13 protein-coding genes are annotated in these 12,520 nt (G+C 72.0%); 4 read left to right on the top strand and 9 right to left on the bottom strand.

The annotated features are described in order from the left end of the window. Window positions 1-8 precede the first annotated feature (8 nt). Window positions 9-497, bottom strand: coding sequence for a polyadenylate-specific 3'-exoribonuclease AS (locus tag JKJ07_RS19605; RefSeq protein ID WP_202993032.1), 489 nt, complete (start codon window positions 495-497; stop codon window positions 9-11). A 22-nt stretch (window positions 498-519) separates the two neighbouring features. Continuing rightward, window positions 520-1,374, bottom strand: coding sequence for a phosphotransferase enzyme family protein (locus JKJ07_RS19600; protein WP_202993031.1), 855 nt, complete (start codon window positions 1,372-1,374; stop codon window positions 520-522). Window positions 1,375-1,653: 279 nt separating this feature from the next. On the opposite strand from JKJ07_RS19600, the gene JKJ07_RS19595 reads away from it, so the two are divergent. Beyond that, complete coding sequence (locus JKJ07_RS19595; protein ID WP_236029546.1) at window positions 1,654-2,334, top strand: Crp/Fnr family transcriptional regulator; 681 nt, start codon at window positions 1,654-1,656, stop codon at window positions 2,332-2,334. Here JKJ07_RS19595 and JKJ07_RS19590 read toward each other — a convergent pair. Further along, window positions 2,285-3,013, bottom strand: coding sequence for a lysophospholipid acyltransferase family protein (locus JKJ07_RS19590; RefSeq protein ID WP_202993030.1), 729 nt, complete (start codon window positions 3,011-3,013; stop codon window positions 2,285-2,287). The two genes, JKJ07_RS19595 and JKJ07_RS19590, sit on opposite strands and share 50 nt — an antisense overlap. A gap of 129 nt (window positions 3,014-3,142) precedes the next feature. Between JKJ07_RS19590 and JKJ07_RS19585 the strand changes: the two genes are divergently transcribed. Further along, window positions 3,143-3,976, top strand: coding sequence for a DUF308 domain-containing protein (locus JKJ07_RS19585; protein WP_202993029.1), 834 nt, complete (start codon window positions 3,143-3,145; stop codon window positions 3,974-3,976). Window positions 3,977-4,049: 73 nt separating this feature from the next. Further along, the gene (locus JKJ07_RS19580) at window positions 4,050-5,450 is read left to right on the top strand and encodes an alpha,alpha-trehalose-phosphate synthase (UDP-forming) (protein ID WP_202993317.1); all 1,401 of its coding nucleotides are present in this window, start codon (window positions 4,050-4,052) and stop codon (window positions 5,448-5,450) included. Here the strand turns inward: JKJ07_RS19580 and JKJ07_RS19575 are convergent. The 6 genes from JKJ07_RS19575 to JKJ07_RS19550 are packed head-to-tail and all read right to left on the bottom strand — an operon-like array spanning window position 5,439 to window position 10,745. Next, on the bottom strand, window positions 5,439-6,212 hold the full coding sequence (locus JKJ07_RS19575) for an alpha/beta hydrolase (RefSeq protein WP_202993028.1): 774 nt from the start codon (window positions 6,210-6,212) through the stop codon (window positions 5,439-5,441). The genes JKJ07_RS19580 and JKJ07_RS19575 overlap by 12 nt on opposite strands. Beyond that, the gene (locus tag JKJ07_RS19570) at window positions 6,209-7,552 is read right to left on the bottom strand and encodes a flavin-containing monooxygenase (RefSeq protein ID WP_202993027.1); all 1,344 of its coding nucleotides are present in this window, start codon (window positions 7,550-7,552) and stop codon (window positions 6,209-6,211) included. Before JKJ07_RS19570 ends, JKJ07_RS19575 begins: the two co-directional genes overlap by 4 nt. Before the next feature lie 26 nt (window positions 7,553-7,578). Next, complete coding sequence (locus tag JKJ07_RS19565) at window positions 7,579-8,256, bottom strand: endonuclease/exonuclease/phosphatase family protein (protein ID WP_202993026.1); 678 nt, start codon at window positions 8,254-8,256, stop codon at window positions 7,579-7,581. Between the two features lie 16 nt (window positions 8,257-8,272). Beyond that, window positions 8,273-9,223 (bottom strand): ROK family glucokinase, encoded by a 951-nt coding sequence (locus JKJ07_RS19560; protein ID WP_202993025.1) that lies wholly within the window; start codon window positions 9,221-9,223, stop codon window positions 8,273-8,275. Between the two features lie 14 nt (window positions 9,224-9,237). Then, the gene (locus tag JKJ07_RS19555; RefSeq protein ID WP_202993024.1) at window positions 9,238-10,287 is read right to left on the bottom strand and encodes a hypothetical protein; all 1,050 of its coding nucleotides are present in this window, start codon (window positions 10,285-10,287) and stop codon (window positions 9,238-9,240) included. A gap of 14 nt (window positions 10,288-10,301) precedes the next feature. Continuing rightward, window positions 10,302-10,745, bottom strand: a complete 444-nt coding sequence (locus JKJ07_RS19550) for an SRPBCC family protein (protein ID WP_202993023.1) — start codon at window positions 10,743-10,745, stop codon at window positions 10,302-10,304. A 90-nt stretch (window positions 10,746-10,835) separates the two neighbouring features. On the opposite strand from JKJ07_RS19550, the gene JKJ07_RS19545 reads away from it, so the two are divergent. After that, entirely contained in the window at window positions 10,836-12,518 is a 1,683-nt protein-coding gene (locus JKJ07_RS19545) for a GAF domain-containing sensor histidine kinase (RefSeq protein ID WP_438871420.1), read from the top strand. Window positions 12,519-12,520: the final 2 nt, after the last annotated feature.

Here is a 12,520-nt window from a genome sequence, read left to right as displayed (position 1 = left end):
AACGGGGCTCAGCCACCCATCGCGCGCCAGCGGGCCAGGTTGTGCCGGGCGTCGACCAGCGCGTCGTGCCGGCCGGACATCGCGGGCAGCGTCGGGCGGCCCTTGTCGTCCCACAGCTGGCGCAGATCCTTGGTGAAGCGCGGCAGGTCGCGCGGCAGGGCCGGCATGGCCCCCCAGAGCTGGGCCAGCGCGACGTGGTCGTACGCGGCGAACCACGCCCACAGCTCGATCTGCTCGCCCCGCCCCGCGACCGGCTCGGTCAGGAACGCGTAGAGGTCGTCACGGATCCGCTCGCGCGAGCGCCACGCCTTGTCGGACGGCGAGGGCAGCTTGTCGAGCACGTTGCGCCGCACCCAGGGAATGGCGCGGCTGTCGTCGAACTCCGTGCTGACCGCGTAGAACTCACGGCCGAACTCGTCGACGACACCGATCGAGACCAGGTCGACCACGCGCCCGTCCTCGATGAACTCGCAGTCGTAGAAATAGCGATAAACCATCGGGTCCCATCCTTGCCCATCGTCAGCCGGGCGCCGACTCCAGGGCCACCCGGGCCCGCCGCAGCGCCTCGGGGCACCCCCGGCGGGCCGCCCGGTCGGCCTGCACGGCCCACCGCAGGCGCAGCAGCACCGGCAGGGCCGCGTCCAGCTCACCGGCCTCGACCGGGCCCGCCGCGAGGTAGCCGTCGAGCAGCTCGCCGGCCCTGGTCACTCCCCCGGCGTAGAGCACGGCCGCGGCCACGTCGTAGACCAGCGGGCCGACCCCGCTCGCCCCGCAGTCGAGCAGCCCGGCCCGGCCGGTGCCCGGGTCGAGCACGAAGACGCCGGGCGCCGGGTCGCCGTGCAGCACCCCGTACGTGAGGCGGTCGGTGATCGTCAGCCGGGTCGCGGCGGCCGTCGCCTCGGCCACGGCGCCGCGCAGCCACGGCTCGGCGTCCAGGTGGGCCGCGCCCGCGTCGAGCGGCTGCCACGACCGCAGCCCCGGGTGGTGGAACCCCTGCAGGGCGCGGTGCACGGCGCCGAGGCGGTCGCCCCACCACTGCTGGTCGACCGGGTCGCCGCCGTCGAGGCGCCGGCCGGGCACCCGGTGCAGCACGGCGAACGCCCCGGCCTCGGTCTGCGCGGTGAGGCTGCCCGAGAGCGTACGGACGGGCTCGCCGGCCGCTATGTCCCGGCCGCGCAGATGCTCGGTGGCGACCAGGCCGGCCTCCACCGGGAGCCGCGCGCCGGGGTCGCACAGCCGCACCACGTACGTACGGGATCCGGCTGTCACCTCCCAGCCACGCGACAGCAGCACGTCGTCCAGGGCGGTGATCTCGCTGGGCACGAGATGCCACTCGTCCCGCAGCGTCGATCGAAGAAGCTCGGCATCCGGCACGGCGGGATTATCACGGCAGAAGAGGTAAATGCGACGGACTGGTTGGGCGACCCCCGCATGAGGACCTCATCCGCGGGAACGTTCACTCATGGCATTCAGGTGTTTACAGATAGCGACCTGCGCGACATGATCCTATGAGGCACCGGCGGTACGGGTGCTCAGAAATGGCGCCGGCGGGTTGCCGTGTGCTAAGAGTGATCGTTCGCGTCGTGGGGCCGGCGCGGCCACACTCGCCGACACGGCCCCCACCGGGGGAGGGATGACGCCGTGGACCATCGCATGCCGGACAACGGCGACGCGCTGACCGGCGTGGAGATGTTCGCAGGCCTGGAGCCGGACGTCCGGCAACGGGTCATCGCCACGGCAGTCCCGCGTACGTACCGCAAAGGACAGATCATCTTCGTCGAGCACGACCCCGGCGAATCCTTGATCATTCTCAAACGTGGCGCCGTCGCCATCTTCCGCACGGCCCCGACCGGGGAGCGCGCGGTGCTCACCGTGGTCCGCCCGCCCGACGTGCTGGGCGAGGTGTCCCTTCTGGACGCGTCGGCCCGCAGCGCGTCGGCCGAGGCGATCGAGGACTGCCAGGCGCTCACGCTGTCGCGGTCCGCGTTCATCGACCTGGTGCACGCCAACCCGCGCATCCTCGACGCGGTGATGCGCTCGGTCGGCGCCCTGATCCGCCGCCTGACCGAGCAGAACACCGACCACGTCTTCCTCGACCTGCCCGGCCGGGTCGCCAAGACGCTGGTGCGGCTGGCCGGCGAGAGCCAGGCCCCGATGATCACGATCGAGCTCAACCAGAGCCAGCTGGCCGAGATGGCCGGCGGCTCGCGGCAGAGCGTGAATCAGGCGATCGGCTCGTTCGCCAGCCGCGGCTGGCTGCGCACCGAGGGCCGCCGCATCGTGGTCACCGATCTGCAGGCTCTCCGGCGACGCGCGGGGATGAATGCGGCGTAGGCGCCTCGATCGTTGTCTTCAACTTCGATGCGTAGACGTCCACGTACTCGCGGCCGGACATCGCCATGAGCTCGAACATGATCTCGTCGGTGATGGCCCGCTCGACGAACCGGTCGCCCTTGGCATGGGAGTAGCGCGAGAAGTCCAGGGGCGCGCCGAATCTCATCCGGACTCGCTTGATCTTGGGCATGAGCACGCCGGTGGGCTGGATCTCGTCGGTGTTGAGCAGCGCGACCGGCACCACCACGGCCCCGCTCTCGAGCACCAGGCGGGCCACGCCGGTCTTGCCGCGATAGAGCCGGCCGTCGGGCGAGCGGGTGCCCTCCGGATAGATGCCCGCGACGCCGCCCTCGCGCAGCACCCGCAGCAGCGTGTCGAGGGCCGCCTGGGCAGCCTTGCCGCCCGAACGGTCCACCGGAATCGTCCCCGTTCCGCTGAAGAACTGGCGCATGAGCCAGCCTTTGATCCCCTTGCCGGTGAAGTACTCCGCTTTGGCGACGAACGTCACCCTACGGTCCACCACCAGGGGTGTGAAGATCGAGTCGGAGAACGACAGATGGTTGCAGGCCAGGATCACCGGCCCGGTGCGGGGCAGGTGGGACAGTCCGCGCACATCGGGACGGAAGAGAAGCTTGAGCACGGGTCCGAGGACCACGAACTTGAGCAGCCAGTAGAACACGGTGTCCTTTCCGGGACGTCCGAGCGTCTAGGAAGCGTACGAAGCGGGACGGCGCGCCACAACGCACTCCCGCAGACTGTCCATGTCGTGTCACCATTCAAGGCACGGTCGGCGAGGGAGTGTGCAGGAGTGACAGCGGGTGGCGCCCGCCGCGGGCGGCGGGACAACGGGCTCGACGCGGCCGATTACGCGGTCGCGGGCGACGTGGATCCGCGCGTCGGCGAACACCTACTCGACGTGCTGGCGGCCGGTGGCATCGCGGCGTATCTGCAGCCCACGGCCGATCTCAACCCCATTCTGCGCGCCACCACCCTGCCCGCGCGGCCGATCGACCGGCTCTATGTCGATCGCGCTCATCTCGAGGTCGCCCGCGAGCATCTGCACAAGGTGACCGGGGGCGAGCCGCCGACCCCACCGGCGCCGCCGCCCGCCGACCCGACGGCCGAACCCGCCGGCGGCGTCGACGTCGAGGCCGAGTGGGCCAAGATCGTCGCCGGTTTCCACACCACGGTCGATCCGACCGCGGCCCCGTGGCCGGCCTCCGAGGCCATCGAGCGCCCCAAGGAGCCGCCCCGCACGGGTGGGCTCTCCAACGCGTCCGACTTCTCCGGCGTCTCGCTCAACCGGCGGCGCACCGACCCGCCCGCCGAGGATCCCTCGCTGCTCGACGGTCTCGACACGTTCGGCGCCGACCTGCCCGGCGACGAGGACGACGAGGAGAACGAGCGGTACGTCCCGCCCCCGCCCCCGCCGCTCCCCCGCATCTCGAAGTACGCGGTCATCGGCGTGCTCGGCGTGATCGTCGGCTTCCTGCTCTTCCTGTTCCCGACCATGATCCCGATCGATCGCGACTACGTGACGATGCTCGGCTTCGCGGCGATCGTCGGCGGCGCGGTGATGCTGGTCTGGCGGCTGCGCTCGGGCGACGACGAGGACGACTACGACGACGGCGCCGTGGTCTGATCCGCGGTGTGAAATGTTCCATAGACCACCGTCGGTATATATCTGGGTAGCCATCCGATAACCTTCGGTGATGCTGCGCCAGAGCTCGCTGGTCGTCGTCGCCAACCGTCTTCCCCTCGATGACAACGTCGCGCCCGACGGGGCCTGCGAATGGCGGCGAAGTCCCGGCGGCCTGGCCGGCGCGCTGCACGCGATCCTCGAACAGACCCCGGCGACGTGGGTGGGCTGGGGCGGCGGCACGGGCCCGGCCCGCGACCTGCCCGACATCGGCACCCTGCGGCTGCGCCCGGTCCCGCTCAGCGAGGAGGAGCTGCGCGGCTATTACGAGGGCTTCGCCAACTCGACGCTGTGGCCGCTCTATCACGACGCGGTCGAGCAGCCCGTCTTCGACCGCGAGTGGTGGCTGGCCTACCGCGCGGTCAACCGGCGCTTCGCCGAGGCCGCGGCCGAGGTGGCCGAGCCCGGCGCCACCGTCTGGGTGCAGGATTACCACCTGCAACTCGTCCCCCAGCTGCTGCGCGAGCTGCGGCCCGACGTGCGGATCGGGTTCTTCCTGCACGTCCCGTTCCCCCCGCCCGAGCTGTTCATGCAGCTACCGCGCCGGGTCGAGCTGCTGCGGGGCATGCTCGGGGCCGACCTCGTCGGGTTCCAGCGGCCCCAGGCGGCCCACAACGTCGCCCAGCTCGCGGCGAAGCTGCTCGGCGCGCACGGGGCCGACGACGCGATCACCCTGGACGACCGGGTGGTGCGGACGGGCGCGTTCCCGGTCTCGATCGACGTCGCCGAGATGCGGACCCTCAACGCCCGGTCGTACGTGGTGAATCAGGCCCGCCAGCTGCGGCACGACCTCGGCGCGCACAAGCGGGTGCTGCTCAGCGTCGACCGGCTCGACTACACCAAGGGCATCGAGCACCGCCTCACGGCGTACTCGGAACTGCTCCGCGACGGCCGGATCAAGGTCCGCGACACCGTGATGGTGCAGGTGGCCGTGCCGAGCCGGGAACGCGTGGAGAACTACCGCGGCCTGCGCGACCGGATCGAGCGCGAGGTCGGCCGGATCAACGGCGAGTACGGCCGGGTCGGCGAGCCCGCGATCCACTACCTCAACCAGCCGTTCGACCGGGCCGACCTGGCCGCGCTCTATCAGACCGCCGACGTCATGGTGGTGACCCCGCTGCGCGATGGCATGAACCTGGTCGCCAAGGAGTTCGTGGCCGCCCGGCGCGACGACAGCGGCGCCCTGGTGCTCAGCGAGTTCGCCGGGGCCGCGGCCGAGCTCGAGGACGCGTTCCTGGTCAACCCGCACGACGTCGACGGGCTCAAGGAGACGCTGCTGCAGGCGCTGGCGGCCGCGCCCGAAGACCTGGCGACCCGGATGAAGGCGATGCGCGACTACATCACGTCCAACGACATCCACGCCTGGGCGCGGGCCTACCTGACCGCGCTCGAGCAAGCCAAGGCGCTAGTGCCCTAGCTCCTTGCCGAGCCAGTCCAGGATCGCCTCGATCGGCTCGGCCCAGGCCACGTCGAGCGGCAGGTCGTGGCCCATGCCGGGGAACAGCAGGGGCGCGCCGCCGTAGCGGGTCGCCGTGCGGTCCAGCGACTTGCGCGGCACCACCCGGTCGTCCGGGCTGCCCACCACCAGTACGGGCGGGTCGCCGGCCGGGCGCGGGGCGGGGGCGTGCGTGACCAGCTCGCGGCGGGGCCGGGCGTCGAGCCGGTCGAGGATCGCGGTGGCGCGCTCCTCGGGCAGGCCGGGGCCGAAGAGCTGCTTGCGGTTGAGCCGCAGCCGGCCGCCGAAGATCGCGGGCAGCGTGCCGAACGGGTTGGCCCGCAGCGCCGCCCCGAGCGCCGGCCAGCCGTCCATCACGGGTGCGGCCAGCACCGCCGCCCGCGCCGGGTAACGACCCATCGCGTACGCCACCACGAGCGCCCCGGCCCCGTGCCCGACGAGCACCGCCTGGCGCGGCAGCGAGGCGGCCACCTGCACGACGTCGTGGGCGTGGGCGCGCAGGTCGCCGCCCGGTCGCGGGGTGAGGGCGTGCGCCGGGAAGCCCCGGGCGGCGGTCGCGGGCAGCCAGTGCTCGGCGAACGCCCAGGCGCCGTGACCGAGACCGGGCACGAAGAGCAGCGGCGGCAGCTTGGCGTCCGTCTCCTCGGTCATCGAGACGACCTCGCGCTCGACCGGGCGTACGGGATCGGTCCAGTCCTGGAAGCGCAGCAGCTCGGACTTCATGGGCGGGGCTCCATCTCGCGCAGGAGGCCCTCGACGGCCCGCAGGTAGTCGGTGTGGTCGACCTCGAACCAGTGCCGTGGGGTGGGCACGACCCGCCGCCGCGACCAGCTCGCCAGCGGCCGGGTCGATTCCTTCTGCTGTACGGCGGTGGCCCGCTCGGGGTCGGTGACGCGCAGCCGCAGCCACCGGGCGACGGCCACGCTCTGCCAGTGCGCCAGCGGGAACAGCCCGAAGTCGGCCTGCACCAGTCCCACCACGGCCAGCGTCGGGTGCTGGCGGGCGAACGCGTGCAGGTGCAGGTCGGGGCGGCCGTCCTCGCCGATGTCGAGCAGCTCGGGGGCGAGGAACTCGAAGCGCGGCCGGTAGCCGGTCGCGGTGATCACCAGCTCGGGCTCGATCCGGCGCCCGTCGGCGAGCACGGCGAAGGACCCGTCTAAGCTCGTCACGTCGGGCACCGGGGTGATCCGCCCATGGCCCAGGTAGTACGGGAGCTGGCTGTTGACGATCGGATGACTCTCGTACGGGCGGTGGTCGGGCTCGGGGACGCCGTACCGGGTCAGGTCGCCGGTGGTCAGCCCGAGCGCGCGGCGATAGAGCCACTGGCGCAGGCGCAGCGGCAGGCCGAGCTTGAGCATGCGGTCGTTGACCTGGTCGGCCGGGCGGCCCAGTACGTATTTCGGCGCGTACCAGTAGCCGCGCCGGGTCGAGTGCCAGACCGTGCTCGCCTGCTGGGCCGCCTCGACGGCGATGTCGCAGCCGGTGTTGCCGCCGCCGATCACCAGCACCTTGCGCTTGCGCAGCTGGGCCGGGTCCTTGAACTTGGCCGAGTGGATGAGCTGCCCGCTGAAGTCGCCGGGGATCTTCGGCTTGAGCGGCGCCCAGTTGTGCCCGTTGGCGACGACCACCCCCGCGTACCGCTGCACCCGTGACGATCCGCCGCCGGTGGACTGGGTGGTCACGTCCCAGCGGCCGTCGCCGACCGGCACGACCGAGACGACCTGGGTGCCGAACCAGACGTCGCGTTCCAGGTCGAAATGCCGGGAGTATCGCTCCAGGTAGGACAAGACCTGACGGTGGTCGGGATAGTCGGGCCAGGTGTCCGGCATCGGGAAGTCGGGGAACTCGGTCAGCGGCCGCGAGGAGATCAGGTGGGTGCCCGCATAGACCGGGCTGCGGTCGTGCCGCCAGTTCCACGCGCCGCCCACCGACGTCTCGCGCTCGTAGCAGTCGACCTCGAAGCCGTGCTCGCGCAGGTTCTTGATCGCGGCGAGACCGCTGGCCCCGGCCCCGATGACACACACGGCGTCACGGCGGTCGGCGATGTCGGGTGTGTCGGGCACCCGGCGATATTGCCAGAACCCGAGGGTTACTCGGAAGGGAGCGTCAGGTCGACAACCACGGGAAGATGATCACTGGCGCGGCGAGCCTGGTCGGTGTCGACGACGTCGTACTTCTCGATCGTGATGTCGGGGGTGACGAAGATGCCGTCGATCCGCCGGTTCGGCAGCGTCGCCGGAAAGGTCAAGGGCGCTTCCCCGTACGAGGTGAAGCCGTCCTCGACCGTGCGCCAGGCGCCGCCGCCGGGGCCCTCGTTGAGGTCGGCCGCCGCGATCACCGGCCCCTCGATCTTGCCCAGCTCGTCCTTCCAGAGCGCCGCCTGCGTGGGCCGCTCGGTGGGATCGGTCGCGAGGTGCGAGCCCGAGACGGTGAAGCCGCCACCCCGTACGGTGCCCCGGGCGAACGCGGCGCCCCGCAGATGCCGGCCCGGGGTCAGCGGGTAGCGCATGCACCACGTCTCGTGCACCGCCACCCGCAGGCTGACCAGCAGCAGGTTGCCCAGCGAGGGCAGGCCCCCGGCCGCCACCACCATGCCCACGTCGTCGGCCAGGGCCGCGCACTTGTGCCGCCACCGGAACCGGCGCGGCGCCTCCTGCACGACCAGCACGTCGGGCGCCAGGTCGCGGATCACGCCGATCAGGGCGGCCCGGTCGTCCTTCATTCCGTGGACGTTGTAGCTGACAACTCGCAGGCCCGCGCCCGTCATGATGACCTCCGCCGGCTCAGATGCGCCGGGCCAGGTCGGCCGCGCCGACCACGCCGGCCGTGTTGCCCGTCTCGGCCGCGTGCACCTCGGCCACCGGGAAGCGGCCGCGCTGTTTGAGCTGGTCGCGATAGGTGTCGCGGGTCGGGGTCATGAGCAGGTCACCGGCGTCGACCACGCCCCCGCCGACCACCAGGATCTGCGGGTCGAAGCTCTGCGCCAGGTCGGCCATCGCGACCCCCAGCCAATAGCCGATCTGGCCGAACGCGTCGCGGGCGACCCCGTCGCCGGCCCGGGCGGCCTCGGTGATCTGCCGGCCGCTGATCGCCAGCGGGTCGCCCCCGGCCAGCTCCAGCAGCTTCGCGGCCCGCTCCGGCTCCTGCCGCGCACCCGCCCGGGCGAAGCGGACCAGCGCGTTGCCGCTCGCGTACTGCTCGAGGCAGCCCAGCCGGCCGCAGCCGCAGGGGTGACCGTCGGGCACCGACTGGATGTGGCCGAGCTCGCCGGCGATGCCGTTGGCGCCGCGCCACAGCTTGCCGCCCAGCACGATGCCGCCGCCGATGCCGGTGCCCACGGTGATCATCACCATCGAGTCGTCGGCCTCGCGGGCCACGCCGTATCGGAACTCGGCCCAGGCGGCGACGTTCGCGTCGTTCTCGAGCACCGTGGGCAGGCCGACGGCCTTGCTTACGTAGTCGCGCAGCGGCTCGTCCCGCCAGGCCAGGTTGGGGGCGAACAGCACGGTCGCGCCGGGCGCGTCGATCCACGCCGCCGCGCCGATGCCGACCGCAGTGGCCTGCGGGAACTGCACCGCCAGCTCGGCCGCGACCTCGACGATCGTGTCCCGGGTGCCCGCCGGGTCCTCGGCCGGCGTGCTCCGGCGATTCGAAGCCAGCACGGTGCCGTGCTCGTCGACCACCCCACCGGCCACCTTCGTGCCGCCGACGTCGACTCCGATGGTCAGCGTCACGCTGCCCCGTCCCCTCAGTTGTCCCTGTTCCCGGCGTCGTCGTCACGGGCCGCACTGCCCGCTTCGTCGTCGCCCACTCCCCCGGACGCCGCGGCGCCCGCCACATCATGATCCACGCCCGCCCCGGACGCCACGTCGGCAACACCCGCATCGGCAGTGGCCGCGGCCCAGACATCCACCCTCCGGGGCCCGCGCTCGCCCGCCGCCGGCTCGCCGCCCTCGGCGCGGGCCTTGGCGGCCGCCGCCTCCCGCCGCGCTTTGGCCTGCTCAGCCGCCTCGGCCACCCGCCGCTCTGCCTCCGCCGCGGCCTTCAACGCGGCCGCCCGCCGCTCCGCCAACTCGGCCGCATGCTCCTTGGCCACCGCCGCCGCACTGCTGGTGGTCGCCGAAGCCCACGGATCATCCCGAACCACGTCCCCGAAAAACCCACCGGCCCCGCGCCCCACAGCGCCAGCCCCACGCTTTACAGCGCCAGCCCCACCCGCACGCCCTTCGCCGCCGGACCCGCGCCCGACACCCAGCCCCTCAATCCCCGCACCCGTTCCGGACAAATCCGATTTATCAATAGAAGTCGGGGTGGGCGGAGCGAGGCCATCGTCCGCGGTACCCACCGGTCCGTCATCCGCGAGGCCCCCCGAGTCGGGCAAATCCGATTTATTCTCGTGGCCTTGACCGGAGATCGCCGCCTCAGCGTTGATCGCGGCCGCCCACGCCGAGTCGGCCGTGTTGCTGTCGGCCCGGGTCGCCGCGGACCACGTCTGGTCGGCGTTACCCGGCTTAGCCGGAGCGGGCGGCACGGGTTTCGGCTTCTCCCCCACGATCGCCGACACCGAGCGCAGCAGCCCCGCCACCGAGCCTGCGAGGTCGCTCGCGCCGCCGGCCAGCTTGGCCGCCGTCTCGGGTTTCGGGTCGCGCATGGCCGCGATCGCCTTGCACACCGGGCACACGCAGCATTCCGGCTCGCCCGTCGCCCAGCGCTTGTCGTTGAAGGCCTGCCCCGCGACCGCCCGCGCCAGCACCGTGGCGACGAGCCGCTCGGCCTCTTCCCGTGCCGATCCGGCCATAGAAAAACCTCCCGCTACAACGACTCGACTCGACGTTTGAGCTGCTTGAGGGCCGTGTCCATGATCATTTTTTCGGCCTTGCGGCGGAACATGCCCAGCATCCCGATCGACAGCTCTACTTCGAGTGTGTACGTCACTGTCGTGCTGCCGTCGGCGCCCTCGGTCAGGTCGTAGGACCCGCGCTGCGACTTCTGCGTCTTCGACGGCTCGACGAGGTGCCACTCGATCCGCGAGAGATCGTCGGCGTAGGCGTACTCGAGGGTGTAGTCATCGGCCATGACTCCGGCATCGATGACGAAACGGACACGATAGGCATACCCGTCCTCGTACTCCTCGAGGACATCCACCTGCTTCATCGCCTCGGCCCACTCGGTGTAGCGCGGGAAGTCGCTGATCACCGCGGCCACCCGGTCGAGGGGCGCCTGGACCTGGATCGACTGGGTCGAGGTATCCGCCATGCACGGAGGCTACCCCTCGGCTGCGACATTCCCGGCGGCCGGGCCAGGCACGACGCGCCTCCGGAGGAGAGGGCGGCTACCATCCCTCAGGTGCCGGTGCTAGCCAGTGTCTCCGCGCGCGTCCAACCGCTCGCGGTGGCCGCTCGCATCATCATGCTCGCGCTGGTCGCGGCGCTCACCGTGATCGCCACGAGCGACTTCGGGCAGCTCCGCTGGATAGCGCTGCTCGCGGTCGCCGCCCTGCCCGCGGTGCTCGCCCCCGACCATCACCTGCTGGCCCCGCTGGGCCGCTTCGCCGAGGTCGTGGTCACCTGTCTCGCGGCCGGCTCGGTGGCCGCCGCCAGCGACAGCAACAACACATTGGACGCGGGCTTCGGCGCCGAGGCGGTGCTGCCCTATCTGGCGGTCCCGCTGCTCACCGCGGCCCTGCGCCGCCGCCCGACCGAGGGCACGGCGCTGCTCGGCGTCGCGGCCGTCTCGCTGGTGGCCGGCGGCACCCTGGTCGGCGACGTGATCACCCAGCCCGGGTTCCTCGCGGTCGGCGGCCAGTGGCTGGTGCTGGGCGCGATCATCACGTTCGCGGCCGACACCATGCGCCGCTTCATCCAGCCCGCCGAGCCCACCCCCCAGCCGTACGCGGAGGCCACGCGGCTGCTCACCCAGCTGCGCAGCGTGGCCCGGTCGCTGCCGGGAGCCACTCTGGACCCGGGCGGCATCTCCGAGCACCTGCTCGAGGAGTTGCGCCTGGTCAAGCCGTCCGACCGGGCCGCGGTGCTGTCGGCCAGCGGCGGCGGGCGGCTGGTCGTGCTGGCCCAGACCGGGGTCGAGCGGGTCGACTGGGAGGTCACGCTCGACGCCGACTCCGCGATCGCCGACGCCTGGGCCAGCCAGCAGCCGCAGGTCGCGAGCCGCTCGCAGGCCCGGTCGAGCCGCCGCGGCGACACCTCCTCGCTGGTCGTCCCGCTGGTCGCCGGCGTACGGACGATTGGTCTCGTCATTCTCGAGAGCGACGTCGCCAACGCGTACCCCAAGGAGACCGTGGGCGAGGTGACCTGGGTGACCGACGCCGCCGCCCTGCGCCTCGAGGCCGCCCTGCTCTTCGACGACGTGCGGTCGCTGGCCACCAATGAGGAACGTCAGCGGCTGGCCCGCGAGATCCACGACGGGGTCGCGCAGGAGCTCGTCATGGTCGGCTACGGCATCGACAACGCGCAGGCCACGCTGCCCGAGGGCGCGGAGGAGACGGCCGAGGAGCTGCGGGCCCTGCGGGCCGAGGTGACCCGGGTGATCACCGAGTTGCGGCTGAGCCTGTTCGAGCTGCGCTCCGAGGTGGATCGCAACGGCGGCCTGGCCGCGGCGATCGCCGAATACGCACGCACCCTCGGCACGTCGGCCGGCCTGCGGGTGCACTTCACGTTCGACGAGTCGACGGCGCGGCTGCCCGCCGCCACGGAGGCCGAGCTGCTGCGCATCGCCCAGGAGGCGATCACCAATGCGCGCAAGCACGCCGGAGCCTCTAATCTGTGGGTTACCTGTACTGTCGACCCGCCCTACGCCGAGATCGAAGTCTCCGACGACGGACGGGGCTTCGCGGACGACCGCCCGGACGGTCGTTACGGCCTGACCATCATGGCCGAGCGGGCCGAACGGATCCGGGGCCGATTGAAGATCACGCCGCGACACCCCAGCGGGACAACCGTTGCCGTAGTGCTCGGATCCCCTGCCAGGCGCGATAGCGTGCGGGATAGCGTTTCCGCTCCAGAAGGGGAGTAACC

The organism is Paractinoplanes lichenicola (assembly GCF_016785085.1).
Lineage (GTDB): Bacteria > Actinomycetota > Actinomycetes > Mycobacteriales > Micromonosporaceae > Actinoplanes > Actinoplanes lichenicola.
Note: the sequence above shows the minus strand (reverse complement) of the source record. Positions and strands in the feature narration are given on the sequence as shown.

Bases quoted from the DNA above. Each gene is read 5' to 3' on its own strand.
- JKJ07_RS19605 (WP_202993032.1), bottom strand. From the start codon at position 497: ATGGTTTATCGCTATTTCTACGACTGCGAGTTCATCGAGGACGGGCGC.
- JKJ07_RS19595 (WP_236029546.1), top strand. From the start codon at position 1,654: ATGCCGGACAACGGCGACGCGCTGACCGGCGTGGAGATGTTCGCAGGC.
- JKJ07_RS19575 (WP_202993028.1), bottom strand. From the start codon at position 6,212: ATGAAGTCCGAGCTGCTGCGCTTCCAGGACTGGACCGATCCCGTACGC.
- JKJ07_RS19565 (WP_202993026.1), bottom strand. From the start codon at position 8,256: ATGACGGGCGCGGGCCTGCGAGTTGTCAGCTACAACGTCCACGGAATG.
- JKJ07_RS19555 (WP_202993024.1), bottom strand. From the start codon at position 10,287: ATGGCCGGATCGGCACGGGAAGAGGCCGAGCGGCTCGTCGCCACGGTG.
- JKJ07_RS19550 (WP_202993023.1), bottom strand. From the start codon at position 10,745: ATGGCGGATACCTCGACCCAGTCGATCCAGGTCCAGGCGCCCCTCGAC.